Below are 26,895 nucleotides of genomic sequence, written 5' to 3'. Positions count from 1 at the left end.
TTCGACGCCGTTAAGAAGAGCGTCCCTTCCTCTTCGCGTCGTGCCGCATGTCGTCTTCCGTCCCCCGTTCCTACAGCCTGCAGGCCAAGCTGCTGGGCTCCCTGACGCTCGGTCTCGTCGTCATCCTGCTGTGCGCGCTCGTGGGTCTGGGCTCCGCATGGCTGAGCCTGTCGACGGAGGTGCCGCCGCAGGTGGCGCAGGCCGCCGAGGGCGAACGCCTGAGCCGCGACTTCCGCGTGCAGGTGCAGGAGTGGAAGAACATCCTGATCCGCGGTCACGACGAAGAACAGCGCACCAGGTACGTCGCGGCGTTCGACGAGAAGGGGCGCGAGGTGGCGGCGCTCGCCGGCTCACTGTCGACCACGCTGGCCGATGCCGAAGCGCAGCAACTGGCCCGGGATTTCCAGGCACAGCACACCACGCTGGAAAGCAACTACCACGCGGCGCTGGAGCAGTTCGCCGCCGCCGGTTACGACACGCAGCAAGGCGATGCCCTGGTCAAGGGCATGGATCGCGAACTGGGTAAGACGCTGGAAGCCCTGATCGCGCGTACCAAGGTGCTTGCCGACGCGGCCGTGGTGGCGCGTTCGCAGGAAGCGCGCCGCACGCTGGTGCTGTGCGCGGTGCTGTCGGTGCTGGCCGCGCTGGTGTTGGTCGCGGTGCTGGGCTGGTGGATCCGCCGGTCGGTCATCCGCCCGGTCGTCGATGCGGCGAACGTCGCGCGCGCCGTGGCCGCGGGCAGCCTGGATCCGCGCATCCACGTGCGCAGCGGCGATGAGATCGGCCAGCTGGGTACCGCGATGCTGGCGATGACGTCCACACTGAAGGGCGTGATCGCCGCACAGAGCGACATGGCCACGCGTCATGACGAAGGCCAGATCAGCTATCGCATGGACGACGGTGCGTTCCCGGGCGAGTACGGCCGCATGGTCCGCGGCGCCAACACGCTCGTCGCCTCGCACATCGCGGTGAAGATGCGCCTGGTAGAGATCATGCAGCGCTATGCCATCGGTGATCTTTCCGTCGACATGGACCGCCTGCCCGGCGAGAAGGCGGTGCTGACCGATGCGATGGATGCCACCAAGGCCAACCTGTCGGCCATCAACGGCGAGATCAAGCGGCTGGCGCAGTCGGCCGCGACGGGCGACTTCTCGCTGCGCGGCGATGTGCGCAAGTACCAGCACGATTTCCGCGACATGGTCGCCGGCCTGAATCGCCTGATGGAGACCACCGACGCCAACCTGGCCGAGGTGTCCCTGCTGCTGCAGGCGATCGCCCGCGGTGACCTGACCGCACGCATGGAGGGCGACTTCCACGGTGTGTTCGCGCGCATGCGCGACGACGCCAACGCCACGGTCGTGCAGCTGCGCGACATCGTGCGGCACATCCAGGGTGCTTCAGCGTCGATCGATGCGGCGGCAGGCGAAATCGCGGCCGGCAACACCGACCTGTCGCGCCGCACCGAACAGCAGGCGGCCAATCTGGAGGAAACCGCGGCGTCGATGGAGGAGCTGACCTCCACCGTGCGCCAGAACGCGGATTCCGCCCGTCAGGCGAACCAGCTGGCGATCGGTGCTGCGTCCATCGCGTCGGAAGGCGGAGCAACCGTGTCACGCGTTGTCACCACAATGGCCGACATCGAACAATCCTCGAAGAAGATCGCCGAGATCATCTCCGTCATCGACGGCATCGCGTTCCAGACCAACATCCTGGCGCTCAACGCCGCGGTGGAAGCCGCCCGTGCCGGTGAGCAGGGCCGCGGCTTTGCTGTCGTGGCGAGCGAAGTGCGTACCCTCGCCCAGCGCTCGGCCAATGCGGCCAAGGAGATCAAGGGCCTGATCGAGACGTCCGTGGACAAGGTCGCCGACGGTTCGGCGCTGGTGAACCAGGCCGGCGCGACGATGGCCGAGATCGTGGCCAGCGTGCAGCGCGTGACCGACATCATGGCCGAGATCTCCGCTGCCTCGCAGGAGCAGAGCGCCGGCATCGAACAGGTCAACCAGGCCATCGTGCAGATGGACGAGACCACCCAGCAGAACGCCGCCCTGGTGGAAGAAGCCACCGCCGCCGCCCGGTCGATGGAAGAGCAGGCGCAGCAGTTGATCCAGGCGGTGGATGTGTTTGTCCTGGATGCACGGCCTGCCTCGGCGTCCCGCGTCCTGGCCGCCGCCTGACCCGTCGGCGACGGGCGGCCGCGCTCACTCCGGCGCGGACGCCGCCGGTGGCGAGCCCGAGCGCCAGCGCCGCGTGGTGCGCTGGAAGAACTGGCTGTTGGGAATCTGCAGTACGGTGTCGCCGCGCAGGGTGTCCTCTTCCAGCAGCGTGGTGTAGAGCAGGTTGATGTCGATCACGCGGCCGCGCAAGCCCGGCTTGTCGCCGTTCTCCAGCACCTCGATGTGGTCGTGCACGCGGAACGGCCGTGTGGTCAGGATCAGCACGCTGCAGAAGATGTTCGACAGCACGCTCCAGGCGGCGAAGAACGCGACGGCAGCCACCGCGGTGAAGCCCGTCAGCGCCGTCCACAGCACACTGCCGGAAACGCCCAGTCGACCCAGCGCCAGCATGGCCGCGGACATGTAGACCAGCGCCCCAAGCAGCCGGCGCGCGCTGACCGCCACCTGCGCCGGCAGGTGGTAGCTGTCGCAGATGCGGCGCACGACGATGCGCAGCACCCGCAGCAGCAGCCACGCACCCAGCAGGATCGCGAGCGCCTGCGCGATCGGAATGACGACGGCGGCGCCCTCCTGCAGCCAACCGTTGAATTCGGGCCACGACATCAGCAGGCCTCCATGGGGGCTGGATGGAGGCGTTCGAGGGAGGAGGGGGCGTGCGTTGTCATGCAGGAAGGGTGACGGCGCCGGTGCGCATGGTCAACCTCAGGGTTCGAACGGATGCGCCTTGCCGCAGGCGAGCACGTGGTTGTAGTCGCTGGACATGCACTGGTAGAAGTCGCGCCGCGGCCCGCTGGCGGATTCGCAGTCCTGCACGCTCAGTACGCCGAGAAGCGAGCGCAGGGCGGGTGCCATCGCGTCGTACGCGGACGGCGTCAAGTAGCCGTCGCGCAGGTTCTTCTCACCGACTTCCAGCATCGTTTCCACGCCGTAGCGCGCATTGTCGACGGCCTTGCTGCAGGCGAGCGCGGTTTCGGTGTCGCTTACCTGCGCCAACTGTTCGGCGATCGCCTCGACATCGGCCTGCACGTCCGCCGGCAAGGCACGGGATGGCGCGACATCGCCTGCGGATGCGCCGGCGGCGAAGGACAGCAGGGCCGCGATGGCGGCGATGCGGAGTGAAAGCCGGCGCGGACGTGACGTGTGTTGCATGGTCGTGGATTTGACATCTGTTTGAAGGAGGACCGCGATTCTAGAGCGCGGGGCGCTTGTGATGTGTTGCCCGACCTTGCAAGAATGCGGTGGGGACGGATCCTTCGCAGTCGGAAGCATGGTGCGTGGTGTCCGGGATGCCCGCTACTTCCACTATGTGAGGACCACATGACCAACAAGCTACTTGCTGCCATCGCGTTCGCCCTGGCGAGCGTGGCGCCCGAGGCGATCGCGGGTGAGTGCGAGGACAACTTCAGCAAGTCCGGCAGCATCTTCTCGGGCGCCGATTTCTCCAGCCGCATCACCGTGCCGGACCAGTCGGTCAAGGATGCGATGGCGCAGATGCGCGGCATCATGATCGGCGAGAAGATGGACGTGATCACCGAGGACGTCGAGACCGGGGCGATGCTGGTCGAGCAACGCTCCACCGGTGCCACGCGCGCGATCCCCACGCTGATCAACATCAGCCAGGAAGGCGGCGCGGCGGTGGTGCAGATGACCGTGAAGACGGAGAAGGGCCAGCTGGCCAAGCAGGATGCGATGCGGCCCTACATGTGCGAAATCCTCGCCAAGTTGAAGGGCGGCAAGGAAGGTCGCGCTGCCGCCACGCAAGGCGCGAAGACGCAGAACAACGCCGACGTGACGGTGAAGGACGTCTACGCGTTCTCGCGCGAGATCGCACGTGAAGCCAAGGGCAATGCGGTCGCCGTCACCGCGCGCCACAAGGGCCGCCACTATGCGCTGCGTGGCCGCGTGGACTACGTGCAGGAGGACGGCGAGGACTACAACGTCTCGTTTGAGATCCCGCAGCCGGGCACGGGCCTGCTGCAGGTGCCCGGCGACAACGAGCCGCGCGTGGGTGTCGCGTGCCTGTTCAAACCGAACCAGCTGGCCAACGTACTGACGTTCCGCAAGGGCGACCGCGTGGTGTTCAAGGGCCAGTTCCTGCGCTACGACGACTTCAAGCGCGTGCTGTGGCTGCAGAACTGCGTGCAGACGCGCTGAAGCCGGATTGCCGCGGACGATCTTCGTCCGGTTGTCCGAAAACAGAAAGGGCGCCCTCCGGGCGCCCTTTCTGTGTCGGCGGGCTCGATGGCCGCCGGGCCGGCGGATGACGTCAGCTGTCCTGGCGCCGGAATACGCCCACGTTGGTGTAGCTGCGGCCGTCGCTCAGATGGCCGCGCATGCGGATGACCAGCGTGTCGGCATCCACCAGTTCGCGTTCCGACCATTGCACTTCCCGGCCGTCGTGCCAGGTGGTCGAGTGGAGTTGCGTGGGGGATACCGATTCGAAACTGAGCGCATCCGCATGTGGGGTGCCGCGATAGGGGTAGGGCGTGCCATCGGCCCTGCCATCGAAGGCGGCGCGGTGGCGCTTGCCGTTCCTGCCCAGCCATTCCGATGCGATCGACAACGCGCCGTCGTCCGCGCACGCCAGCCGGTAGTGTCCGGCGCGCGGCGCACGCCCGAGCTGGTAATCGCACTGCTCCGGGAGCAGGTGCCAGGTGCCGGCGAATGCGGCGGCGGCATGGATCGTCATCTGCACTCCTTGTGCGGTAAGGACGGGTTTCGACGGGAGGGGTCCATGCTAGCGAGCCCCCCCGGTGGGGCGGCTGCCAACGCTGTCTCAATTCCACACCCGCGCCTCGCGCCGAGGGCGGGAGAGTGACCGGATGCCGTGACAAATGTGATGCGAAGTGCGACGCAGGCCACAGCGGAGCGCCCGACGGGTGCATCAGGGGGCGGGTACGGCATCGGGAGATCCCGACGGCATCTTCGAGCCGGATCAAGGGCAGCAGGCGTCCAGCCAGCAAGGCCTGTCAGCGACGCGCTGTACGCGCCCCGGTGTGCGGCCGGCCGGCTAATCCGTCTGCGGACTGGTCGACGCGTTCAGGCAGAGCCAGGGCGGCACGTCGAGCGCATGGGCCAGCGCATCTGCGACCAGCAACTGGACCAAGGCATCATGGACCGTGGGGTCGACGGTCCTCAGCACCGCCAGGGCATTGGCCTGATCGTCGTCGGCCATTTCACAGTACGCGCTGAACAGACCCATCGCGAGGGCCTTGGCCTGCTTCATGCCTGTGCCGTTCCGACGATCCACGCGATGCCCAGCGCAGCCGAGGGCGCAACGCGGTGGGCGGAAGAGGCGGAAAGGGGATGATGAAGCACGTCTGTAGGATTCGCTGCCGGACGGCATTTCCGGACGTACGTCCGCAGCGCGGTACCTCAGACGGGGTCGGGCAGCTCGCCTTCGCCGAGATGGCTGAACAGGAAGGCGCGCGCCTTCCGCCAGTCGCGGCGCACGGTGCGCTCGGTCACTTTCAGCACGCCCGCGATTTCCAGTTCGCTGAGCCCGCCGAAATAGCGCATCTCCACGACCTGTGCCAGCCGGGCGTCCAGCTTGGCCAGGTCGTTCAGCGCCTGATCGAGGATCAGCAACTGCTCCAGCCGTGAGCTCTGGCCCGGCTCGGTGGTCTCGTCCAGCGGCAGCAGGTCCATGCCTTCGCCACGCTTCTCCGCCAGGGTGCGGCGGACCTCGTCCAGCAGGACGAAGCGCATGGCGCGCGCGACCAGCGCCACCAGGTGGGCGCGGTTCTCGACGCTGAAGTCGGCGCTGGCCAGTTTCAGCCAGGTCTCGCTGATCAAGGACGTGGGAGAGCGCACGTGGCCACGGCGCTGCTGGCGGATCTGCGACCGGGCGATCTGGTGCAGGTCGCGGTACAGCAGCGCGTAGATGCGGTTCCAGGCACCGGCCTGGCCCTTCTCGACCTCCCCCAGCAGCTGGGTGACGGAATCCGGGTCCGGGGGAGGTATCGCGGTCACGTCGAGCGAGCCCGGCATCTCCCCAGTGCCGGCCTCCGTTCCGCCGATGTCCCATCGCCCTGTCATGTCCGGAATGTGCCTGCCATCACGATCTCGTTCCTTGCATATAAGACCCCTCCCGGGGCCATCAAGCAAGCCTTGGCACGCCTTCTGTGGGCTGAGGCCCAAGGGGCGGCGCGAGCGGCAAGCGGTGAATGAGTGAGACAGGTGTATCGAGACGGCGGGATCCACGAGAGGACGGCATGCGTAGTTTGAGGAAGGTATGTGCGGCAGGGCCATTGGCGATGAAGCCGATGGCGAGGGAAAACACCATCGCGGCGGAGAGGGGGACGGGCCATGGTGCATGAGGGCGCGGCGGATCCCGCGCGGAAGGAAGGCGACGCGAGGGGAGAGCAGGAGATGGCCGTCGCGCTGCCCGCGCACTGGACGCTGCCGCAGGGCGTGGGTCCTCGCGCGATCAGCCAATGGCCCATCACGGAGCGCCTGACGGCAGAAGAATGGAAGCGCCTGATGCACGCGTTGCCTGGCCGCGTCGGCGCACGGGCGCGTCACGGTGGCAATGCGCGCCGGTTCATCGAGGCGGTGCTGTGGGTCGCACAGACCGGCGCCTACTGGTCGGACCTGCCGCGGGACTTCGGTTCATGGCACGGCATCTACGTCCGCTTCATCCGTTGGGCACAGGATGGCAACTGGACCCAGGTGCTGGCGCATTTCGACCCGCAGGACCAGCGCGCTCTCGATCTGAATGCCTTGATCGAGCGCTACCTGCATCGCAACAACACCAAGTACCTCAGCCGGGCCATGCGCGCTTCCTGAGCATGTCCTGTGACGTGCAAGGCAACGCGAATAGGTAGGGCAAGTCCTTGCAGAACCGCGGGCTGGCGTGACGGGGGTGAGGTGTCCCCCCACGCTCATCCGCAGACCGCTATCCGCGGGCGTACCCCCGCCCGTGGCTAGGTGGGACCACTCCAATCCCCAGGGAGTGTGTCCATCGCCGTCCGTGCCCGACACATGGGCGGCGTCGCGCTCAGGCGCCGAGGGGAGGCGCAATGCCTCCCCTCGTTTTTTACGGCATCCACGGATCGATGACATTCCGCTTCGGTGCGCTTAACGTGCGATGGCCTATCGTCGTGGCCCCATCCCTGCAAGCAGGAGGCCACATGACCACGCATGTTTTCACTGCCGAGGATTCCGCGGGCCGTCGCTGCCGCATCCAGGTGACCCGGCGCGACGAAGCCGATGCGTCCCGCGGAGACGGCCCCCAGGCGCCCGCCTACGTGCTGGAGGACGGCAGCCATGTGCGCCGGATCGACAACGACACCTTCCAGATCATCGGCACCGGTGCCTACGTTACCCGCGTGCCCGACTGACCCGACAGGTTGCGGGCCATCGCCCGTGACCGGTCAGTAGATCGCGGCCGCATGCAGCGGGGCGGCATGGTCCCAGGTGGCGCGTGCAGCGAGGAAGCCCAGCTCCACCAGTACGCCGGTGCCGATCACGATGGCACCCTGCTGTTCGACCAGCTGCACAGCCGCTTTCAGCGTGCCACCGGTCGCCAGCACGTCGTCGATCACGATGACGCGCGCGCCGGTGGGCAGGGCATCGGCGTGGATTTCCAGACGGTCGCGCCCGTACTCCAGGCCGTAATCGAGCGACAGGGTATGTGCGGGAAGTTTGCCCGGCTTGCGTACCGGTACGAACCCCACGCCCAGTTCGCGCGCCAGCGCGGCACCGAGAATAAAGCCGCGTGCTTCCACGCCCACCACCGCATCGAGCGATGCATCCCTCCACGGCGCGGCCATCGCGGCAACCGCGTGGGCGAAGCCGTTGGCGTCCGCCAGGACCGGCGTGATGTCCTTGAACAGGATACCGGGCTTGGGAAAGTCGGCGATGTCGCGCAGCAGGTCAGTCCAGGCGGGCATGGTGGCGCTCGGCAGCAGAGGGGGCGCCGATCCTACCCCAGACCCGCTGTCGCGTCGTGGCGGACGACCGGGCACGTGGCGGTGGGATGCACTCTCCCGGGATGACCCGCTAATCACGGTCCGCGGTGGCGACTATTCTCACGCTACCTGTTTGCGGACACTCCCATGAGCGCACCTTTGTCGATGTACCAGGCCTCCGTTCCCGTGTTCCTGCGCGCGCTGCGCAACCTCCGTCATGTGCTGGAAAAGGGAGAGGCGCATGCCCGTGGCCGTGGTGAGGATCCGGCTGCGCTGCTGCAGGCCCGTCTGTACGAGGACATGCTGCCGTTGCTGCGGCAGGTGCAGATCGCGACCGACACGGCGAAGTTCGGTGCGGCGCGATTGGCCGGTGTGGAATCGCCGCGCTTCGAGGACGTGGAAACGACGTTCGACGAACTGTACGCACGCCTGGATGCCATCGCCGGCTACCTGCGCACGTTCGACGAGACCGCGCTGCAGGGCAGCGAAACGCGCGCGGTCACCCTGTCCACGCGCACGCGCGGCGACCTGCACTTCGACGGGCGTGGCTATCTGCTCGGCCACGCGCTGCCGAACCTGTTCTTCCACGTCACCACCGCGTACGCCATCCTGCGCCACCACGGCGTGCCGTTGGGCAAGCTGGACTACCTCGGGCCCGCCGCCTGATCGCGTATTGCGGGTGTCATCCCGCGACGCACGCCTGCGCGCGCGCCAGCAGCAGGGCCTGTTCGCGTTCGTTGCGCGTCATGCCCGCCGCGCGCTCGAACTCCGCGCGCGCTTCATCGCGACGGTCCAGTTTGAACAGCAGGTCACCGCGCACACTGGGGAGCAGGTGGTAGTGCTTCATCGCAGGTTCGTCGAGCAGCCGGTCGACCAGCGGTAGCGCGCTGGCCGGGCCGGTGGCCATCGACACCGCCACCGCACGGTTGAGTTCGACCACGGGCGACGGATTCACCTGCGCCAGTGCGGCATACAGCGTCGCAATGCGCGTCCAGTCGGTGGCCTCGGCGATGTGCGCACGCGCGTGGCAGGCGGCGATGGCGGCCTGCAACGCATACGGGCCGAATGCACCGCCCAGTCGCTCGGCGCGCGACAGCGCCTCCAGGCCGCGCTGGATCAGCAGGCGGTCCCAGCGGCCACGGTCCTGGTCGAGCAACAGCACCGGCGCACCGTCCTTGCCGACGCGCGCGGGCAGGCGCGAGGCCTGGATTTCCATCAGCGCGATCAGGCCGTGCACGTCGGGCTCGTGCGGCGCCAGCGCCGCCAGCATGCGGCCCAGGCGCAACGCCTCTTCGCACAATGCAGGGCGCATCCAGCCGTCACCGCTGGTGGCCGAATAGCCCTCGTTGAAGACCAGGTAGACCACGCCCAGCACCGAGGCCAGGCGTTCCTGCAGTTCGTCGCCGCGTGGAACTTCGAAGGCCACGTCGGCATCGGCCAGCGTGCGTTTCGCCCGCACGATGCGTTGCGCCACGGTCGGCTCGGAGGTCAGGAACGCACGTGCGATCTCGTCCGTGGTCAACCCGCACAGCAGGCGCAGCGTCAGCGCCACGCGAGCCTCCATCGACAGCACCGGATGGCACGACACGAACACCAGCCGCAGCAGGTCGTCGTCGATATCGTGGTCAAGCGCGTCTTCGTCGCGCGCACGGCGCTCCTCGTGCGCGTCGTCCAGTTCGCGCGCGAGTTCCTCGTGCTTGCGGTCCAGCAACTGCAGCCGGCGCAGGCGGTCGATCGCGCGGCGCTTGGCGGTGGTCATCAGCCACGCCCCTGGATTGTCCGGCACGCCGTCACGGGGCCAGGTCTCCAGCGCGATCACCAGCGCGTCCTGCGCCAGCTCTTCGGCCAGGTCCAGGTCGCGCAGCATGCGCGCCAGCCCGGCAATCACGCGCGCAGATTCGATGCGCCAGACGGCGTCGATCGCGCGATGGGTGGGGGAGCTCGACATGCCGCGCATCAGACCACGGCACTGCGGCGGGTGAAAGCCGCAGTGCAGCGGGCAGGGGTGTCAGCGTGCACACGACATCCCCACGCGGGCATCACGCATCCTTCTCGCAGTTGATCATCCACGGCACGCCGAACTTGTCGACCAGCATGCCGAAGCGGACCGCCCAGAACGTCTGCGCCAGCGGCATGGTCACCTGGCCGCCGGCCGACAGCGCGCCGAAGATGCGTTCCGCATCGGCGATGCTGTCCACCGACAGCGACACCGAGCAGCCCTTCACGCCCTCGTAGGGATAGTTGGGATGATTGTCCGACCCCATCAGCACGGTCTGCCCGAACATCACGTGCGTGTGCATGATCTTCTGCTTGTACTCGGACGGCATGTCCTCGCAGCCCTCGGTGCCGTCGAAACGCATCAGCGGCCCCAGTTCGCCGCCGGTGGCCTGCGCATAGAAAGTAAACGCGGCTTCGCAGTCGCCATTGAGGATCAGGTAGGGATTGACGTTCATGTCGTGCTCCTTGGGTGGGTGATGACAGGGCGCCAGGGCACGGCGCCGGGGTGGTCTTCCTGCAGTCGACGAACCGGCAGTCCCGGATTCGACAGATGGCAGGCCGGGATTCGTTCGACGGATCGGTCCTTCAGCGGATGGGGTCGCCGGCCTCGGGTGCATCGGCCAGGATCGCCGCGCGCTGACGCCGGGTCAGCCGGTCCCAGGCATAGCCATAGGACCAGCCCACCAGCGCCTTCAGCTCGGTGGTCGGCACAGAGGCCACGTCCACCACGGTGATCCAGCGGTGGATGCCCAGCCAGCGCGCCGGCTTGATGCCGGGCTGGTCGGTCAGTTCCAGGAGCCGCTCCGGCGCCACCTTGAAGCTGAAGCGCCAGCGCTCCGGCTCGCTGGTCTTGAAGTACGCGAAGCGCTTGCCGCCCACCGCATACGTCAGGATGTTGGCGGGCTCGGCGTACAGCTGTTCGACGCTGCCCGGCAGCGAACGGCAATGGCGTTTTAGCGCGGCGACATCCATGCGGGCATGCTACGCCGGGATCGGGGTCGCATGACGTGACCGCGACGCGCTTGCGGTCAGCGACTGCCCTCGATGTCCGATGCGATTTCACGCCGGGTTCGCACCGTCCTGCCGCAAAGTCGGTCCATGACCGAACTCACCATCCTCTACATCGATGACGACGACAGGCACCGCACCATGGTGGCCGAAGCCCTCGAACTGGCCGGCCATCGCGTCACCCAGGCCTCCAGCGGCACTACGGCGCAGGCGTTCCTGCAGCAGCAGCGCTACGACTGCGTGGTGACCGACTACGACATGCCCGGCGTTACGGGAGCAGCGGTGGTATCGGAAGCCCGGCGCCTGCAGCCCGGCGTCACCGTGTGCGTCGTGTCGGGCCACGCGCGCGAGCACATGAGCGACCTGCCGACCGGCACGCTGCTGATGACCAAGCCCTTCAGCGTACCGTTGCTGCTGGACGTGCTGTCGCCGCGGTAATTGGCGGCATCGTGGATCGGTGCAAGAAGACCGTCACCCCGTTCCGGGCGGATCGGCGACACTGCAGGAACACCCGCCACGGAGCGCGCCATGGCCACCCAGTCCGCCTTCACCCGCCTCGCCAAAAAGGCGTCCACCTTCACCGGCCGGCCAGCGTGCTTCGCACTCGCGCTCGGCACCATCGTCGTGTGGGCGATCAGCGGACCCCTATTCGGCTTCAGCGATACCTGGCAGCTGGTCATCAACACCGGCACGACGATCATCACGTTCCTCATGGTCTTCCTGATCCAGAGCACCCAGAACCGGGACACGGAAGCCATGCAGATCAAGCTGGACGAGCTGATCCGCGTCTCGCGCAGCGCCAACAACGCGCTGCTGGACCTGGAGGAACTGGAAGAGAAGGAGCTCGACGACCTGCGTGCACACTACGAAGACATGGCGCGAAAGGCGCGCGAGATGCAGCAGGTGCGGAAAGTGCGATGATCGCGGCACGTGGCGATAGCCAGGGATGGAGACACGATATGAGCCTGGTGGCGCGCGTGGTACTGGCGATGATTCTGTGGCCCGCAATGGCTTTGGCGCAGTCGGTGCCGAGTGTGGGAACGTTCCGTTTCCCCGAGGGCGGTGAGGCGACCTACCACGAGGTCGTGCGTGGCGATACATCCACCCTGGACACCCTGGTGTTTACATACGGCGGGTCCGGCTGCGCGGACCTGGGTCGTTACTGGCTGCCCACGCTTGCCGATGGGCTGGGTATTGATGCGCGGTACGTGGCGCTCAACAAGCGCCACGTAGAAGAGGGCGCGATCGGCGATGGTGGGGGCGCGACGTGTTCGGCCGCGTTCAACCGGCACAACACACCGCGTCAGTGGACGGCGGATTACATGACGTTCATCTCGCAGACGCTGGAGGAGCAGCCGCAGCGTTGGAAGAAGATCGTACTGGTAGGTGGGTCCGAAGGCGGCGCAATCGCGGCCCGCGTGGCGCGGGCACGTACCGACGTGACCCATCTGGTGGTCATTGGCGACGGTGGATGGAGCATGCGCGAGAACCTGTCCTCGCTCATGGGTGCCGATGCGGTGGAGGCCGCGTGGAAGCAGATCGCGCGCCATCCTGACAGCGCCGACATGACGTGGCTGGGCCACCCGTACCGGTACTGGTTTGACACCTTCGACCACGTGCCGCTGATCGACTATCTGGCATTGGAAATTCCGGTGCTGATCGCCATGGGAGAGCGCGACCGCAGCGTCCCGGTGGCGTCCGGCCACGAAGTCGTGCGTGCGGCACACGCGGCGGGCAAGAAGAACATTGGTCTGGTCGTATATCCCGGCGCCGACCACAGCCTGCGTGCCGAAGGCCGTGACTACCTGCCAGAGTTCCTGCGCGGTGCGGGGCAGGGCATCGCCGGAGGACAGGAGGAATGAGCGTCAGGTTGCGGCATGAGTCGCCGCGTCACCATCGCTTCTCCATTCGGTAGTTGTGGATCGCCACGCCATCCAGCACTAGGTCGTTGCGGCCCAGAACAACGAAACCGCGCCGTTCGAACAACGGGCGTGCCAGCTCGCTGGCCTCGACGAAGATCCTCGACAACCCCAGTCTCAATGCATGGTCTTCCAGCGCGGTGTAAAGCAGCGAACCGACGCGCAGGCCCTCGGCTTCCGGCGCCACGTAGAGGAAATCCAGGTGGCCGTCCGCTTCCAGGTCGCCGAAGCCCAGCACTCCGCCGGCATCGTCCTGGGCAACCAGCACGTAGCGTCCGTCGGCACACCGTGTTGCGGTCCGTTCGACGGTCGCCAGCGTCGCCCACGCTGCGACCTGTTCCGCGCTGTAGGCGCGTGGCCCGTAGTGCACGACCGAACGTGCATAAAGATCCGTCAGGACGGGCGCGTCGTGGGAACGATAAGGGCGTAGCGTGGGCGAGGGCATACAGGGCGAAGAGGTGGGCACGGCGCCAGTATGACGTCGCCGCAGGTGGCGATGTCGACGAGGTTGCCGGTCAGCCGGGCAGCAGGTCGCGAAGCGCGTCTTCGAGTACGGGGAAGCGGAACGTGAACCCCTCGGCCAGCGCATGCGCCGGCAGCACGCGCTGGCCCGTCAGCAGCAGGTGCGCCATCTCGCCGAAACCCGCCTTCAGCGCGAAAGCAGGGGTCGGCAGCACGGCGGGACGATGCAATACCTTGCCCAGCGTGCGGGCGAAGACGCGGTTGGTCACCGGTTCGGGCGCGGTCCCGTTGTAGGCGCCGCCGGCGCGGTCGCTGTCGAGCAGCCACGCGATCATCCGCACCAGGTCGTCGCGGTGGATCCAGCTCATCCACTGGCGGCCGTCGCCCATCGGTCCACCTGCGCCCAGCCGGAACGGCGGCAGCATCTTGGCCAGCGCGCCGCCGTCGGCGGCGAGCACGATGCCGGTGCGCAGCCGGCACGTGCGCACGTCCAGGCCTTCGGCCTGCATCGCTTCGGTTTCCCAGTCGCGGCACAGCTGCGCGGCGAAGTCGTCGCCGGGGGCGGCGGATTCGTCCAGCGCCTCGTCGTCGCGCGGGCCGTAGTAGCCGATGGCCGAGCCCGACACCAGCACGCGCGGACGCACCGACTGCCGCGCCATCCACGTCATCAGCGCCTGCGTGGTGCCCAGCCGCGAGCGGCGGAACTCGGCCTTGCGCTCGGCATTCCAGCGGCCGGCCATCAGCGGCTCGCCGGCCAGGTTCACCACCGCCTCAACATCGCGCGCGTCGTCCAGGCTGACCAGGGCGCGTGCGGATGCTGGCACCTGCGTGCGAGCGCGGATGGGATCGCGGGTCAGCACGCTCAGCGCGTGCCCCGCCCGCAGCAGATGCCCGCAGAGTGCGTGGCCGATGAAGCCGGTGCCGCCGGTCAGCAGGACGTGCATGCAGGAGGTCGAGGACGGAGGAGTGTGCAGCGTACGGCGTGATGCGTGTTGCGGACGTGGAACGGACCGTCGGTGCCGACCGCCGGTCAGCTGCGGTTGCGCCCACTACACTACGCACATGCCGCCACATCCCCTGCTTCTGTTGCCCGGCCTGCTCTGCGACGCGCGCCTGTGGCGCGATCCCGCCGAGGCGCTGGCCGACGTCGCCGACATTCACCACGGCGATCTGACGCGCGACGACAGCGTCGCCGGCATGGCCGCGCGCGTGCTGGCCGCGGCGCCGCCGGTGTTCGCGCTGGCGGCGTTGTCGATGGGCGGCTACGTCGCATTCGAGATCCTGCGCCAGGCGCCACAGCGGGTGGCGAAGCTGGCGCTGCTGGACACGAGTGCGCGGCTCGACCCGCCGAAGCGGCTGGCCGTGCGGCGGGCCGGACTGACGATGGCCGAATCGGGCCGTTTCGCCGGGGTCACCCGCAAGCTGCTGCCGCAACTGGTGCACGAGAGTCGCGTGGACGGCACGGTAGGCGAAGAGGTCATGGCGATGGCGCAACGCGTCGGGCGCGATGCCTTCCTGCGCCAGCAGCGCGCCATCATCGACCGGCCCGATTCGCTGCCGCTGTTGCCTGCCATCACCGTGCCCGCCCTGCTGGGTGTGGGCGAGGACGACCGCATGACGCTACCTGAGGAGACCCGGCTGATGCACGAGCGCATCCCCGGCGCGCGGCTGCACGTGTTCGCCCGCTGCGGCCACCTGCCGCCGATGGAAGTACCACAGGAAACCGCAGCCGTACTGCGCGACTGGCTGACCGCGGTGTGACGCGCCGCCGGCATCGCGCACGCGCCTGCACGCGTGCCGACGGCCGATGGCGGACAATGGCGACCTCTTTCATTTTCGATTGAACCCACGGGAGTACACATGGAACTGGCGATGATCGGACTGGGGCGCATGGGCGCCAACATGGCCGAACGGTTGGTGCGCGGCGGCCACACGGTCCGCGGTTACGATCCGGGCGAGGCGGCGCGCCAGCAGGCCGAAACCCGCGGCATCGTCCCGCACGCCAGCCTGCAGAACGCCGTGTCTGCGTTGCCGTCGCCGCGCGTGGTGTGGTTGATGGTGCCGGCCGGTCAGGTGGTGGACGACACGCTGGCGCAGCTGCGTCCCCTGCTCACCGCCGGGGATATCGTCATCGATGGCGGCAACTCCAACTACAAGGACAGCCAGCGTCGCGCGCAGGACCTCGGCGACGCCGGCATCCGCTATGTGGACTGCGGCACCAGCGGTGGTGTGTGGGGCCTGGCCGAAGGCTACAGCCTGATGATCGGCGGCGACGCCGAGGCGGTGAAGACGCTGACGCCGGTGTTCGCCACGCTGGCGCCGACGCCGTCGACCGGCTGGGGCCATGTGGGGCCGAGCGGCGCAGGCCACTTCGCCAAGATGATCCACAACGGCATCGAGTACGGAATGATGCAGGCCTTCGCCGAGGGTTTCGCCATCCTGAAGAAGAAGGAGGCGATGGACTTCGACCTCGGCGCGCTCGCCGAGATCTGGCGCCACGGCAGCGTGGTGCGCTCGTGGTTGCTGGACCTGACCGCCAATGCGCTGCAGAAGAATCCGGACATGGCCGGGATCGCACCGTTCGTGTCCGACTCCGGCGAAGGCCGCTGGACGGTGGCCGAGGCGATCGACCTGGACGTGTCGGCACCGGTGATCACGATGTCGCTGCTGGAACGCCTGCGTTCGCGCGAGCACGATTCCTACGCCGACAAACTGCTGTCGGCGATGCGCAACGAGTTCGGCGGGCACGCGGTCAAGAAGCAGGGTTAATCACCCGGCCTTATCGCAGGCACGATTAGGGTGGCGGCTCCGACCGGAGGAGCCGCCGATGAAGATCCTGATGGTGCTGACCTCGCACGACCGCCTCGGCGACACCGGGCGAAAGACCGGGTTCTGGCTGGAGGAGCTGGCCGCGCCTTACTACGTGTTCAAGGACGCCGGCGCGGAGATCGTGCTGGCCTCGCCGAAAGGCGGGCAGCCGCCGCTGGACCCGAAGAGCGATGCGCCCGATGCGCAGACCGCGGCCACCGTGCGTTTCAACGAGGATGCCGATGCGCTGGCCACACTGGCCGCCACGCAGAAGCTGAAGGACGTGGTGGACGACGAGTTCGATGCCGTCTTCTATCCCGGTGGACACGGGCCGCTGTGGGACCTGGCCGAAGACCAGGATTCGCTGCGCCTGATCGAGCAGACGTTCTCCGCCGGCAAGCCGCTGGCCGCGGTGTGCCACGGTCCTGCGGTACTGCGCCACGCGCGCGGCGCGCTGGCCGAGCCGCTGGTGAAGGACAAGCGCGTCACCGGCTTCTCCAATGAGGAGGAAGCCGCAGTGGGCCTGGCCGGGGTGGTGCCGTTCTCGCTGGAGGACGAACTGAAGAAGAATGGCGCGCGCTACGAGCGCGGTGCGCCGTGGCAGTCGTACGTGGTGACCGATGGCCGGCTGGTGACGGGGCAGAATCCGGCGTCGTCCGCCGAAGCGGCCGAGGACGTGCTGCGTCTGTTGCGCTGACGCATTCACGCACTGTTACCCGCGCGGGGGTAGCGTGGTCGCCAGGCAAGCACGGAGGTGGGTCATGACCGAGGCGCCCCCGCATCTGTATACGCAGCAGGCCGACATCGCCCGTCTGGAGGCCATGATCCTGCAGCTCCCGGACGAAGCCGTCGTACGGCTGGACCTCAACGATGGCGGCAGCATCACCGGCACCGTCGCCGTACGGCCTGCCGTGCAGGTGTTCCGCGACACCGACGGCCACGAGGGCTTCAATGCCGTGGTGCGCATCGATGACCGCCATCGCCCACAGGTGGCGCACTACCTGTGGCTGGACCGCATCGTCACGGTGACGGCCCTGGGTACGTTCTGATGCCTCATCTCCCTTCTGCCGACATCGCGTGCCCTTACTGCGGAGAAACCATCACGCTGGTGGTGGACGACTCCGCGGGCGACCAGCAGTACGTCGAGGACTGCCACGTCTGCTGCAAGCCGATCGAAGTGCGGGTGAGCGTGGACGAAGAAGGTAGCGTGGACGTGGTGGCGTGGAGGCAGGACGAGGCCTAGCCGTGCGCGCGGGTTGACGCCGCGTTCGCGCCATCGTGCCTAGGCTCGCCGCATGCCATCCGGAGTGCACGCGATGAACCCGATCCGCTGCCTGATGCCGCTGCTGCTGTTGGGCTGCCTGTCGTGTTCCGGACATGCGCAGTCGCCGGCCGAGACCGGCCCACAACCGACCTTGCCGGCCCCGCAGAAACGCTGGGTTCCGACGGTCAATGTGGCGCCCGCGGTCGGCTGGCCGGAAGGAACGGCGCCGACGCCCGCGCAAGGCTTGGCCGTCACCGCTTTCGCGCGCGGGCTGGACCATCCGCGCTGGCTGTACGTGCTGCCGAACGGCGACGTACTGGTCGCCGAGACCAACGCGCCGCCCAAACCGGCGGAGAAGAAGGGCCTGCGCACCTGGTTCATGAAGCGCACGATGAAGAAGGCCGGCGCCGCCACCCCAAGTGCCAACCGCATCACCCTGCTGCGCGACGCCAACCACGACGGCATAGCCGAAGTGCGCGAGGTCTTCCTCTCCAACCTGATGTCGCCGTTCGGCATGGCGCTGGTGAATGGCCGGCTGTACATCGCCAACGCCGATGCCATCGTCAGCGTGCCGTACCGCGACGGGCAGACGCGCAGCACTGACAGGCCGATGAAACTCGTCGACCTGCCGGGCGGGCCGCTCAATCACCACTGGACCAAAAGCCTGCTGGCCAGCACGGATGGTAAGCACCTGTATGTCGGCGTGGGATCCAACAGCAATGTTGGCGAGAACGGCATGGAGATGGAAACCGACCGCGCCGCGGTGCTGCAGGTGGACATCGCCACCGGCGCGCGCCGCGTGTTCGCCGGTGGCCTGCGCAATCCGGTGGGACTGGCGTGGGAGCCGGCCAGCGGCACGCTGTGGGCCGTGGTCAACGAACGCGACGAACTCGGCGACGCGTTGGTGCCGGATTACCTGACGTCCGTGCGCGAGGGCGCGTTCTACGGCTGGCCGTACAGCTACTACGGCCAGCACGTGGACACCCGCATCGAGCCGCAACGGCCGGACCTGGTCGCGTCCGCCATCGCGCCCGACTACGCGCTGGGTGCGCATGTCGCCGCGCTCGGCCTGGCTTTCCATGACGGTGTGGGCTGGCCGGCGGCGCTGCAGGGCGGCGCCTTCATCGGCGAGCACGGCTCGTGGAACCGGCGCGAACCGTCCGGCTACAAGCTGGCGTTCGTCCGTTTCGTCGACGGCCGCCCGCAGGGCGCGCCGGTGGACGTGTTGACCGGCTTCCTGGACGCCGATGGCAACGCGCGCGGACGCCCGGTCGGCGTGGTGGTGGACGCACGCAACGGGGTGTTGATGGCGGATGACGTCGGCAACGTGATCTGGCGCGTGGCGCCGGCCGGCGGACCGTAACGGGCGTATCGCGGCGCGGGGGTCTATGCTCCGTCCCGGTCCCACAATGACCCTGGGGAGGGGAGAGATGACGACCATGACAGGTACGAAGCGTTCGGTGGGCTACTGGATCGTCGCGGTGTTCGCGCTGGTCTGGAATCTGATCGGCGTGGCGATGTGGTACATCCAGGTGAACATGAGCAGCGAGCAGTTGGCGCTGATGACCGAGCCGCAGCGGCAGGTGTATGAGAACACGCCCGGCTGGCTCAACATCGCGTTCGCGGTAGCGGTGTTCGCCGGCGTACTGGGTGGCATCGGCCTGCTGATGAGGAAGCGCTGGGCGGCGACGATGTTCGTGCTGTCGCTGGTGGCCCTGCTGGTGCAGATGATCGGTGCGTTCACGGTGACGCCTGCCTGGGCGGCCTATGGCGCGGCCGGACTGGTCATGCCAGCGGTGCTGGTGGTGATCGCGCTGTTCCTGCTGTGGTACGCCAACAAGGCGAAGGCACGGGGCTGGTTGTCCTGAGTTTCGTCTCAGCGCAAAGAAAAGCCGCCGGTTTCCCGGCGGCTTTTTTTGTCCCTGCGCAGTCGGTCCGGCTTACGCGTCCACGTCTTCCAGATCCACGCCGATGAAGCCGCCGGACTGGCGGCGCCACAGGGCGGCATACAGGCCATCCTGCTGAAGCAGTTCCTCGTGGCTGCCACTTTCGATCACGCGGCCGCCGTCCATCACGATCAGGCGGTCGAGCACGGCGATGGTCGACAGGCGGTGCGCGATGGCGATGACGGTCTTGCCTTCCATCAGTGCGTACAGCTGCTCCTGGATGGCGGCCTCGACCTCCGAATCCAGCGCGGATGTCGCCTCGTCCAGCACCAGGATCGGCGCATCCTTCAGCAGCACGCGGGCGATGGCCACGCGCTGGCGCTGGCCGCCGGAGAGCTTCACGCCGCGCTCGCCCACTTGGGTGTCGTAGCCGCTGCGGCCCTTGGCATCGGTCAGCCCTTGGATGAACTCGTCCGCATGCGCGCGCTGCGAGGCTTCCAGCAGCTCCGCTTCGGTCGCGTCGGGGCGGCCGTAGCGGATGTTGTCGCGGATCGAACGGTGCAGCAGCGAGGTGTCCTGGGTGACCATGCCGATGTTCCGGCGCAGCGACTCCTGGGTGACGTGCGAAACCTCCTGCCCGTCGATCAGGATGCGACCGCCTTCCACGTCGTAGAAGCGCAGCAGCAGGTTGACCAGCGTCGACTTGCCCGCACCCGAGCGGCCGACGATGCCGACCTTCTCGCCGGGCTTGATCACCAGCGACAGGTCGTCGATCACCTTGGCCTCGCGCCCGTAGTGGAACTGGACGTGGTCGAAACGGATCTCGCCCTGGCTGACGTCCAGGTCCTTCGCATCCTTGGCATCGGCGATCGCCAGCGGCTGCGCCAGCGTGCCCATGCCGTCCTCGACCGTGCCGATGTTCTCGAACAGGCCGGCCACTTCCCACAGGATCCAGTCCGACATCGAGCGGATGCGCATCACCAGTGCGATGGCCACGGCGATCGCGCCCATCGAGATCGACGACTGCAGCCACGCCCAGATCGCCACGCCGGCCACGCTGGCCAGCAGGAAGGCATTGAGCGTGTGCAGGGCGACCGTCAGCTGGGTGACCAGGCGCATCTGCGCATGCACGGTGACCATGAACTCGTCCATGGCGCCGCGGGCGTAGTCCTGTTCGCGCATGGTATGGGCGAACAGCTTGATGGTCTGGATGTTGGTGTAGCTGTCGACGATGCGGCCGGTCATCTGCGCGCGCGCATCGGACTGCGCCATCGATACTTTCTGCAGGCGCGGCACGAAATGGAACACCAGCACCAGATAGCTGACCAGCCAGACCACCAGCGGCAGCACCAGCCACACGTCGGCCTGCGCCACCAGCACCACGGTGCCGACGAAGTAGACGACGACGTAGACGAACACGTCCATCAGCTTCATCACCGTCTCGCGGATCGACAGCGCGGTCTGCATGACCTTCTGCGAGATGCGGCCGGCGAATTCGTCCTGGAAGAAGCCCACGCTCTGCCGCAGCAGATAGCGGTGCGACAGCCAGCGGGCGATCATCGGATAGTTGCCGAAGATGGTCTGGTGGATGACCAGCGACTGCACCAGGATCAGCAGCGGGTACGCCACCACCACCAGCACGCCCATCAGGAGCAGCTTCTCGCCGTGCACCGACAGGAAGCTGTCGCGGCCGGTGCTGCCCATCCAGTCGACCAGCTGGCCCATGTAATCGAAGAAAGTGATCTCCAGCGCGGAGATCACGCCGGTCAGCACCGACATCACGATCAGCCACGGCAGCAGCGGCCGCGAGTAGTGCAGCAGGAACGGCAGCAGCTTGCGTGGCGGGGTGGTCGGCTCGCCCTTCGGATAGGGGTTGATGCGGGTTTCGAAGAATCGGAACATCGGTCGGTCCATCGTGGCGCGGTCGTTCCGCGCAAGAAAATTTGCCGGCGTCAGCCGGCGGGATAAGGCCAGGCGGCGCGCGCCTGTCGTAGCGCGTGCCCATACCAGGCCAGTTGGTCCAGCATGCGCCGGGCGGCGCGTTCGCTGGCATCGGCGTCGTGCGGTCTGCCGCGTGGATCGAAGCGGTCCCACGCCTGGGTGAAGTACACGCCGTCGCGGACCGGCACGGCATGCAGGCCGGAGAACACCTGGCGCAGCTGCTCCGCTGCGCGGACACCTCCGCTGTGGCCCCCATAGGCGACGAACGCGACCGGTTTGGCCTGCCAGTGTGCCTGGACCGAATCGATCACGAACTTCAGCGCCGCCGGATAGCCGTGATTGTACTCCGGCACCACCACCACGAAGGCATCCGCGCGCCAGATGCGTTGTTGCAGGTTCACCAGGTCGGCGCTGGGCACCCCGCCATGGCGATGCGGCAGGTCGAGCAGGGCGGGATCGATCGCATCGACCGTGTAGTCGTGGCGCCGTTCCAGTTGCGTGCGCAGCCAGTCGGCGACGGTGGCACAGAAGCGGCCTTCGCGCGTACTGCCGTACAACAGCGCCAGGTGCAGGGGATCGGACATTGCAAAGCGGCTTGCGGGAACAGGAAGGGCAGGGTAGAACCTCAACCATTCTTGAGGTCAATGCGCCATGCCGGGAAAACAGCATCCCCCCATCGAAACGGAGCTCACCGTCGGCCAGGTGGCCGCGCGCGCGGGCGTGGCGGTGTCCACGCTGCACTTCTACGAGGCCAAGGGACTGATCCACAGTTGGCGTAATGCGGGCAACCAGCGTCGCTATCCGCGAGAAGTGCTGCGCCGGGTCGCGGTGATCAAGGTGGCGCAGCGTACCGGCATTCCGCTGGCCGAGATCCAGGCCGCACTGTCGGCGTTGCCAGAAAACCGCACACCCACGGCGGCGGACTGGAAGAAGCTCTCCGTGCGCTGGCGTGAGGCGCTCGACGCACGCATCGCCAGCCTTACCCGGCTGCGCGACCAGATGGATGGCTGCATCGGCTGCGGATGCCTGTCGTTGAAGGTCTGCCCGTTGCGCAATCCCTGGGACGAACTGGGCGATGACGGTCCGGGTGCCCGCCTGCTGGAAGCGGTGGACTGAGCCGTCGCGGCAGCGTTGCTTCGTGGCTAGAATCGCGGTGGCCGGCAGGGACCGGTCGCGCAGGGCATGGGCATCCGCATGCGGAGATCCTGCGTAGTACGCGAGCATGCGGATCGTTTGCTGTTCCAGGGCACCGTCAAGGAGAGCGACATGAAGACATGGATACTGGCCGCATTGCTTGGTTTTCCCGGGATTGCGGTCGCGTCGGATCCGCAACCCGCCACCGAGGCGTCGATCCGCGAGCTGCTGTTGGCGACCGAGGCGGACAAGCTGGTAGACCAGGTATACACGCAGATGATGTCGTTGTACGACCAGGCGCCGGAGGGCGAAGGTAGCGCACCCACGGCGGATGACGTGCAGGCGCGACATCGCCACGCCCGACTGTCGGCGTTTCTCAGGTCGGAGATGAGCTGGGAGGCGATGGCGCCCGCCTTGATCGAGGTCTACCGGAAGATCTACACCGAGCAGGAAGTACGGGACATGCTGGCGTTCTATCGCACGCCGACGGGCCGTTCGCTGATCAGGAAGCAGCCGCTGGTGATTCAGCACTCGATGGAAGCCATGCAGGTGCGCATGAAGACGCTCGAGCCTGCTATTCACAAGCTGATCGAGGAAATCACACCCGCCTCACGCGGCAGGATGCGCGTCGAACGACACTGACCATCGGCGCCCATGGATCTCGCCCTGTTCGATTTTGACGGCACGCTGACCACGCGCGAGACGTTCCCGGATTTCATGCGCTATGCGGTGGCGCGCCCCCGGTTGCTGGCCGGTGGCGTGCTGCTGGCGCCGGTGGTGTTCGGCTATCGACGCGGCTGGGTGGCGGGCAATCCGACGCGGGCCAGCATCGTGCAGGTGGGCTTGCGCGGCGTGGACGCAGCGTGCCTGCGAGGGAAGGGCGAGACCTTCGCACGCGATGTGCTTCCCGCTGTGCTGCGAACGGATGCGATGGCGCGGTTGCAATGGCACCGCGAGCGCGGGGATCGCATCGTCATCGTGTCGGGTGGGCTGGATGTCTATCTGGCACCCTGGTGCGCGACGCAAGGTGTCGAGCTCGCCTGCTCGGTGCTGGCCGAGCGCGGCGGACGCATTACCGGCTATGCCGGCGCGCAATGCGTCGGCGAGGAGAAGGTGCGTCGCGTGCGCGCGCTGTGCGATCCGCAGGCCTACGCCGCCGTGCACGCCTATGGCGATACGCACGAAGACCTGGCGATGCTGGCGATGGCCCATCACCGGACGTATCGCGGGCGCGTGATGGCGTGAGGGCCAAGGGATAGTGGGTGTAGGAGCGACGTAAGTCGCGATGCTTTCTGATCCATGCAAAGGGAATCTGTCGAAAGGCAGGCCATGGGCCGCCGCGATCGTCCATCGCGACTTACGTCGCTCCCACGCCGGAAATCGCGGACGCGCGGAGGCTTCAGTCCGACGCGATCTCCCGGCGTTCCTCACTGCTGCGGGTCCCCATTTCGATCAGCCGCATGACCTCCAGCGCCTGCTGCGATGTCACCGGTACCGGGCCGCCCTGCAGGATCGCGTCGCGCATGCCGGCGTAGTACGCCCGGTAATCGCCGTGCTCGGCGCGGGCGATGTCCGTCACGAGGCGCCCGTCGCGTTCCTGCACGACTTCGCCCGACCGGGCGTCGATACCCCAGCCGGGCGTGCCGGGCACCATGCCCGCCCGTAGCTGGTCTTCCTGCACGTCCAGCCCATGCTTGAGATAACTGCCCTGCGTGCCATGCACCGCGAAGCGCAGGCCGTTGCCGGCGACCAGCGTGGACGCGTGCAGGATGGCGCGATGGCTCGGGTAGCGCAGCGTGACGTCGAAGTAATCCGCCGCCTGCGCACCGTCGCGCAGGCGCGCGATGTCGGCGGTGATCGCTTCCGGCAGCCCGAACAGCTGCACCACCTGGTCGAGCAGGTGCGGGCCGAGGTCGTACCAGAGACCGCCACCGGGTTCGTCGCGCTCGCGCCAACGGTCCTGCACGACGGGACGGAACCGGTCGAAGTGCGAATGGAACTCCGCCACGCGGCCCAGTTCGCCATCGGCGATTAGCCGCCGTACGGTGAGGAAGTCCGCATCCCAGCGCCGGTTCTGGAACACGCTGACCAGGCGGTCCGCCGCGTCCGCCGCGGCGATCACGTCATGCGCCTCGCGCAGCGTGACGGTGAATGGCTTGTCCACCACCACGTGCTTGCCCTGGCGCAGCGCCGCGATCGCGAGCGGCGCGTGCGTGTCGTTCGGCGACGCGATCACCACCAGGTCCACGTGCGGATCGGCGAACGCTGCGTGCGCATCCCGGACGACCTGCACCGCCGGCCAGTCGGTCTTCACCTTGGCGGCATCGCGCGACACCACGGTGTGGAGCCGCAGGCCGGGCGTCGCCTGGATCAGCGGTGCATGGAACACCTTGCCGACGAAGCCATAACCGACCAGCGCAACGTTGAGGGAGGTGGCCATGCGCGGCGGATCCGGGAGGAAGGCACCCATGGTACGGGAAGCGGCGCGTTGATCCGGTGTGCACGTGCATGAATCCCGCGCAACACCGGCCTGAACGACACGCTCTTTTTCACGCATGTTGTACGAGGCCGCGCCGACACTCGGACTGCAACACGACCAGGAGAAAGATCATGAAAGCTCTGCATACCCGTTCGCTGCTTGCCGCCGCCCTGTCGACGGCGCTGCTGTTCTCCGCCTCGCACGTCATGGCGGCCAATCCGCCGAACGAACCGGAAGAGAATGCGCAGAACGATTCGACCCAGCCGGTGACCGATACCTGGATCACCACCAAGGTGAAGGCCGATCTGCTCGCCACCGAGAACGTGTCCGGCCTCGACATCAAGGTCGAAACCGTCGACGGCGTGGTGACGCTGTCCGGCGCGGTCGCCAACCAGTCGCAGAAGGACAAGGCGGTCACCGTCGCCAAGCAGATCAAGGGCGTGAAGTCGGTCGAGGCCAGTGGCCTGACCCTCGCCGCGCGCTAAGCACCCGTCCAAGCGTGTGTGGCACGAAGCGGATGCACTCCAGCGCAGGGTGCATCCGCTTCTCTGTCTGGAACGTATGTCGTCCGTCGATTCAATCGCCAGGGAGTGACCGATGCGCCGCCGATGCCTGCCCCGACTGTCCGTGATCGCACTGATGGCCTCCGCGACGCTGTCCGCGCATGCGGCCGAACCGGTCACCTCCGTGCCGCAACTGGACATCTCCCGCTATGCCGGCCAGTGGCATGAGATCGCGCACCTGCCGATGTTCTTCCAGCGCCAGTGCGTGGGCGACATCACCGCGCGCTACTCGCTGGACGCACCCGGCAAGATCGGCGTGCTCAACGCGTGCAAGACCAAGGACGGCAGCATGGACCAGTCCCGGGGCGTCGCCCGTCCGGTCGAGGGATATCCGGGCCGCCTGGAAGTGCGGTTCGCACCGGACTGGCTGTCGTGGGTGCCGATGGTATGGGCCGACTACTGGGTGATCGCGCTGGACCCGGACTACCAGTGGGCGATGGTGGGCGAGCCGGACCGCGAGTACCTGTGGATCCTGTCGCGCGAGCCGACCATGGAGCGCGCGCAGTTCGAGCAGCTGAAGGCGAAGGCCGAGACGATGGGCTACGACCTGAAGCCGTTGATCATGGCGGCGCCGCTGCGGTAGCGCGGACGCGACTGTAGGAGCGACGTAAGTCGCGACCGCATGAATGAACCGCTTGGATGCGCCATGAGGCGCGATCTGCACAGGGTGGCTTCACCTGTGTGTCGCTCCTACAGAAACCAATAGCGTCAGAGCCGGTGCGTATAGCGGAACTGCAGGAAGTTCTCGCCCGGGTTCGGCCGCTTGATGCGGGCGTTGGAGAAGTGCTGGAAGCGCAGCGACCATTCGTGCTGGTCGCTGGCGCCGAAGCGCTTGCCCAGCGCGATGTGGTCGCCGAAGTTGAAGGTGGTGCTGAATTCCTTCTTCTTCGTGTCGTACTTCGGGAAGATCACGTTGACGCCGATGCCGCCCTCGACGAACCAGCCGTCGCTCCATCCGTTCGGGCGCCAGCGCAGCGCGGGCGACAAGCCGACCTGGGTGCTGTTCTCGCTGTCGCTGTGCCAGCGGCCCACCTCGCCCTGCCATTGGCCGCTGATATGGCCATAGCGGTACTGCTTCTCCCAACGCCAGTCGCGGCTCATGCCGACGGTCAGCGATTGCGCGTCTTCGGCCACGCCGCCCTGCACGTACCAGGCGGTGCGCGGTTCGGCGGCCAGGGCCTGCGTGCTGGCGACGGCCAACAGCGCGGAGAGCGCCAGGCGGGAAGCGGCGCGCGGAAGCGGGTAGGAGAGGGAGGAGGCGACGGGGGAAAGAGGATGTACAGCGGGCACGGACGACACTCGATCAGGGGTGGGCTGCGCCCGTGGGCGCAGCATGCAATGCAGCAA

The 26,895-nt window shown here is 67.4% G+C and carries 35 protein-coding genes; 20 read left to right on the top strand and 15 right to left on the bottom strand.

What is annotated here, in order from left to right:
- Nucleotides 1–47: 47 nt before the first annotated feature.
- Complete coding sequence (locus IB230_RS14100) at nt 48–2,174, top strand: methyl-accepting chemotaxis protein (protein ID WP_192273297.1); 2,127 nt, start codon at nt 48–50, stop codon at nt 2,172–2,174.
- Between the two features lie 24 nt (nt 2,175–2,198).
- Here the strand turns inward: IB230_RS14100 and IB230_RS14095 are convergent, their stop codons facing one another.
- Together IB230_RS14095 and IB230_RS14090 are read right to left on the bottom strand one after the other, a co-directional pair.
- A complete protein-coding gene (locus IB230_RS14095; protein WP_192273295.1) occupies nt 2,199–2,777 on the bottom strand; it encodes a mechanosensitive ion channel family protein in 579 nt (192 codons plus the stop codon).
- Nucleotides 2,778–2,876: 99 nt separating this feature from the next.
- The gene (locus IB230_RS14090) at nt 2,877–3,323 is read right to left on the bottom strand and encodes a hypothetical protein (RefSeq protein WP_192273293.1); all 447 of its coding nucleotides are present in this window, start codon (nt 3,321–3,323) and stop codon (nt 2,877–2,879) included.
- A gap of 168 nt (nt 3,324–3,491) precedes the next feature.
- On the opposite strand from IB230_RS14090, the gene IB230_RS14085 reads away from it, so the two are divergent.
- Nucleotides 3,492–4,328, top strand: coding sequence for a hypothetical protein (locus IB230_RS14085; RefSeq protein WP_192273291.1), 837 nt, complete (start codon nt 3,492–3,494; stop codon nt 4,326–4,328).
- A 112-nt stretch (nt 4,329–4,440) separates the two neighbouring features.
- On the opposite strand, the gene IB230_RS14080 is transcribed toward IB230_RS14085, so the two are convergent.
- The 3 genes from IB230_RS14080 to IB230_RS14070 all read right to left on the bottom strand — a co-directional run bounded on the left by IB230_RS14080 (nt 4,441) and on the right by IB230_RS14070 (nt 6,212).
- A complete protein-coding gene (locus IB230_RS14080; protein ID WP_192273289.1) occupies nt 4,441–4,863 on the bottom strand; it encodes a hypothetical protein in 423 nt (140 codons plus the stop codon).
- A gap of 321 nt (nt 4,864–5,184) precedes the next feature.
- Entirely contained in the window at nt 5,185–5,400 is a 216-nt protein-coding gene (locus tag IB230_RS14075) for a hypothetical protein (RefSeq protein ID WP_192273286.1), read from the bottom strand.
- 149 nt (nt 5,401–5,549) lie between these two features.
- Nucleotides 5,550–6,212, bottom strand: coding sequence for an ECF-type sigma factor (locus IB230_RS14070; protein WP_192273284.1), 663 nt, complete (start codon nt 6,210–6,212; stop codon nt 5,550–5,552).
- Between the two features lie 333 nt (nt 6,213–6,545).
- Here IB230_RS14070 and IB230_RS14065 point away from each other — a divergent pair, with 333 nt between their 5' ends.
- Complete coding sequence (locus IB230_RS14065) at nt 6,546–6,962, top strand: transposase (RefSeq protein WP_192273282.1); 417 nt, start codon at nt 6,546–6,548, stop codon at nt 6,960–6,962.
- A gap of 344 nt (nt 6,963–7,306) precedes the next feature.
- Entirely contained in the window at nt 7,307–7,516 is a 210-nt protein-coding gene (locus IB230_RS14060; RefSeq protein WP_192273280.1) for a hypothetical protein, read from the top strand.
- Between the two features lie 33 nt (nt 7,517–7,549).
- Here IB230_RS14060 and IB230_RS14055 read toward each other — a convergent pair whose 3' ends face one another.
- Nucleotides 7,550–8,068 (bottom strand): adenine phosphoribosyltransferase, encoded by a 519-nt coding sequence (locus tag IB230_RS14055; RefSeq protein ID WP_192273278.1) that lies wholly within the window; start codon nt 8,066–8,068, stop codon nt 7,550–7,552.
- Nucleotides 8,069–8,233: 165 nt separating this feature from the next.
- Between IB230_RS14055 and IB230_RS14050 the strand changes: the two genes are divergently transcribed.
- Nucleotides 8,234–8,752: a DUF1993 domain-containing protein gene (locus tag IB230_RS14050; RefSeq protein ID WP_225589517.1), complete on the top strand. Its 519-nt coding sequence runs from the start codon at nt 8,234–8,236 to the stop codon at nt 8,750–8,752.
- 16 nt (nt 8,753–8,768) lie between these two features.
- Here IB230_RS14050 and IB230_RS14045 read toward each other — a convergent pair whose 3' ends face one another.
- From IB230_RS14045 to IB230_RS14035, 3 genes are all read right to left on the bottom strand, one after another.
- Nucleotides 8,769–10,034: an RNA polymerase sigma factor gene (locus tag IB230_RS14045; protein WP_192273276.1), complete on the bottom strand. Its 1,266-nt coding sequence runs from the start codon at nt 10,032–10,034 to the stop codon at nt 8,769–8,771.
- Between the two features lie 91 nt (nt 10,035–10,125).
- Nucleotides 10,126–10,539, bottom strand: a complete 414-nt coding sequence (locus IB230_RS14040; protein WP_192273274.1) for a VOC family protein — start codon at nt 10,537–10,539, stop codon at nt 10,126–10,128.
- 130 nt (nt 10,540–10,669) lie between these two features.
- Entirely contained in the window at nt 10,670–11,056 is a 387-nt protein-coding gene (locus tag IB230_RS14035; RefSeq protein ID WP_192273272.1) for an MmcQ/YjbR family DNA-binding protein, read from the bottom strand.
- A 126-nt stretch (nt 11,057–11,182) separates the two neighbouring features.
- Between IB230_RS14035 and IB230_RS14030 the strand changes: the two genes are divergently transcribed.
- The 3 genes from IB230_RS14030 to IB230_RS14020 all read left to right on the top strand — a co-directional run bounded on the left by IB230_RS14030 (nt 11,183) and on the right by IB230_RS14020 (nt 12,954).
- Nucleotides 11,183–11,530 carry a response regulator gene (locus tag IB230_RS14030; RefSeq protein ID WP_192273270.1) on the top strand — a complete coding sequence of 116 codons (348 nt, stop codon included), beginning with the start codon at nt 11,183–11,185 and terminating at the stop codon, nt 11,528–11,530.
- A 90-nt stretch (nt 11,531–11,620) separates the two neighbouring features.
- A complete protein-coding gene (locus IB230_RS14025) occupies nt 11,621–12,013 on the top strand; it encodes a low affinity iron permease family protein (RefSeq protein ID WP_192273251.1) in 393 nt (130 codons plus the stop codon).
- Between the two features lie 38 nt (nt 12,014–12,051).
- Nucleotides 12,052–12,954, top strand: a complete 903-nt coding sequence (locus tag IB230_RS14020; protein WP_192273249.1) for an alpha/beta hydrolase — start codon at nt 12,052–12,054, stop codon at nt 12,952–12,954.
- A 28-nt stretch (nt 12,955–12,982) separates the two neighbouring features.
- Here the strand turns inward: IB230_RS14020 and IB230_RS14015 are convergent, their stop codons facing one another.
- Both IB230_RS14015 and IB230_RS14010 read right to left on the bottom strand, forming a co-directional pair.
- Nucleotides 12,983–13,456, bottom strand: coding sequence for a GNAT family N-acetyltransferase (locus tag IB230_RS14015; RefSeq protein WP_192273247.1), 474 nt, complete (start codon nt 13,454–13,456; stop codon nt 12,983–12,985).
- Between the two features lie 70 nt (nt 13,457–13,526).
- A complete protein-coding gene (locus IB230_RS14010) occupies nt 13,527–14,417 on the bottom strand; it encodes a TIGR01777 family oxidoreductase (RefSeq protein ID WP_192273245.1) in 891 nt (296 codons plus the stop codon).
- A 118-nt stretch (nt 14,418–14,535) separates the two neighbouring features.
- Between IB230_RS14010 and IB230_RS14005 the strand changes: the two genes are divergently transcribed.
- From IB230_RS14005 to IB230_RS13975, 7 genes are all read left to right on the top strand, one after another.
- On the top strand, nt 14,536–15,234 hold the full coding sequence (locus IB230_RS14005) for an alpha/beta fold hydrolase (RefSeq protein WP_192273243.1): 699 nt from the start codon (nt 14,536–14,538) through the stop codon (nt 15,232–15,234).
- A 99-nt stretch (nt 15,235–15,333) separates the two neighbouring features.
- Nucleotides 15,334–16,242: a phosphogluconate dehydrogenase (NAD(+)-dependent, decarboxylating) gene (gnd, locus tag IB230_RS14000; RefSeq protein ID WP_192273241.1), complete on the top strand. Its 909-nt coding sequence runs from the start codon at nt 15,334–15,336 to the stop codon at nt 16,240–16,242.
- 58 nt (nt 16,243–16,300) lie between these two features.
- Nucleotides 16,301–16,978, top strand: a complete 678-nt coding sequence (locus IB230_RS13995; protein ID WP_192273239.1) for a type 1 glutamine amidotransferase domain-containing protein — start codon at nt 16,301–16,303, stop codon at nt 16,976–16,978.
- Between the two features lie 64 nt (nt 16,979–17,042).
- Nucleotides 17,043–17,330 (top strand): DUF3247 family protein, encoded by a 288-nt coding sequence (locus tag IB230_RS13990; protein ID WP_192273237.1) that lies wholly within the window; start codon nt 17,043–17,045, stop codon nt 17,328–17,330.
- A complete protein-coding gene (locus tag IB230_RS13985) occupies nt 17,330–17,524 on the top strand; it encodes a CPXCG motif-containing cysteine-rich protein (RefSeq protein WP_192273235.1) in 195 nt (64 codons plus the stop codon). The genes IB230_RS13990 and IB230_RS13985 overlap by 1 nt, the downstream gene beginning before the upstream one ends.
- A 94-nt stretch (nt 17,525–17,618) precedes the next feature.
- Nucleotides 17,619–18,908, top strand: coding sequence for a sorbosone dehydrogenase family protein (locus IB230_RS13980; RefSeq protein ID WP_343227345.1), 1,290 nt, complete (start codon nt 17,619–17,621; stop codon nt 18,906–18,908).
- A gap of 76 nt (nt 18,909–18,984) precedes the next feature.
- Nucleotides 18,985–19,413: a hypothetical protein gene (locus tag IB230_RS13975; protein ID WP_192273231.1), complete on the top strand. Its 429-nt coding sequence runs from the start codon at nt 18,985–18,987 to the stop codon at nt 19,411–19,413.
- Nucleotides 19,414–19,485: 72 nt separating this feature from the next.
- On the opposite strand, the gene IB230_RS13970 is transcribed toward IB230_RS13975, so the two are convergent.
- Nucleotides 19,486–21,333, bottom strand: a complete 1,848-nt coding sequence (locus IB230_RS13970) for an ABC transporter ATP-binding protein (RefSeq protein WP_192273229.1) — start codon at nt 21,331–21,333, stop codon at nt 19,486–19,488.
- Nucleotides 21,334–21,383: 50 nt separating this feature from the next.
- The gene (locus IB230_RS13965) at nt 21,384–21,956 is read right to left on the bottom strand and encodes an NAD(P)H-dependent oxidoreductase (RefSeq protein WP_192273227.1); all 573 of its coding nucleotides are present in this window, start codon (nt 21,954–21,956) and stop codon (nt 21,384–21,386) included.
- A 67-nt stretch (nt 21,957–22,023) separates the two neighbouring features.
- Here IB230_RS13965 and soxR point away from each other — a divergent pair, with 67 nt between their 5' ends.
- The 3 genes from soxR to IB230_RS13950 all read left to right on the top strand — a co-directional run bounded on the left by soxR (nt 22,024) and on the right by IB230_RS13950 (nt 23,751).
- Entirely contained in the window at nt 22,024–22,488 is a 465-nt protein-coding gene (gene soxR / locus IB230_RS13960) for a redox-sensitive transcriptional activator SoxR (RefSeq protein ID WP_192273225.1), read from the top strand.
- Nucleotides 22,489–22,554: 66 nt separating this feature from the next.
- The gene (locus IB230_RS13955; RefSeq protein WP_192273223.1) at nt 22,555–23,148 is read left to right on the top strand and encodes a DUF2059 domain-containing protein; all 594 of its coding nucleotides are present in this window, start codon (nt 22,555–22,557) and stop codon (nt 23,146–23,148) included.
- Between the two features lie 12 nt (nt 23,149–23,160).
- Complete coding sequence (locus IB230_RS13950) at nt 23,161–23,751, top strand: HAD-IB family hydrolase (protein WP_192273221.1); 591 nt, start codon at nt 23,161–23,163, stop codon at nt 23,749–23,751.
- Between the two features lie 154 nt (nt 23,752–23,905).
- On the opposite strand, the gene IB230_RS13945 is transcribed toward IB230_RS13950, so the two are convergent.
- Nucleotides 23,906–24,946, bottom strand: a complete 1,041-nt coding sequence (locus IB230_RS13945; protein WP_192273219.1) for an oxidoreductase — start codon at nt 24,944–24,946, stop codon at nt 23,906–23,908.
- Between the two features lie 170 nt (nt 24,947–25,116).
- Here IB230_RS13945 and IB230_RS13940 point away from each other — a divergent pair, with 170 nt between their 5' ends.
- The gene (locus tag IB230_RS13940) at nt 25,117–25,470 is read left to right on the top strand and encodes a BON domain-containing protein (protein WP_192273217.1); all 354 of its coding nucleotides are present in this window, start codon (nt 25,117–25,119) and stop codon (nt 25,468–25,470) included.
- A gap of 112 nt (nt 25,471–25,582) precedes the next feature.
- Nucleotides 25,583–26,131, top strand: a complete 549-nt coding sequence (locus IB230_RS13935; RefSeq protein ID WP_192273215.1) for a lipocalin family protein — start codon at nt 25,583–25,585, stop codon at nt 26,129–26,131.
- Between the two features lie 125 nt (nt 26,132–26,256).
- Here IB230_RS13935 and IB230_RS13930 read toward each other — a convergent pair whose 3' ends face one another.
- Nucleotides 26,257–26,838 (bottom strand): acyloxyacyl hydrolase, encoded by a 582-nt coding sequence (locus tag IB230_RS13930; RefSeq protein ID WP_192273213.1) that lies wholly within the window; start codon nt 26,836–26,838, stop codon nt 26,257–26,259.
- Nucleotides 26,839–26,895: the final 57 nt, after the last annotated feature.

Source organism: Pseudoxanthomonas sp. PXM01 (assembly GCF_014851815.1).
Taxonomy (GTDB): domain Bacteria; phylum Pseudomonadota; class Gammaproteobacteria; order Xanthomonadales; family Xanthomonadaceae; genus Pseudoxanthomonas_A.
The sequence above is the reverse complement of the archived record's forward strand: the minus strand, read 5'-3'. Positions and strand labels throughout refer to the sequence as shown.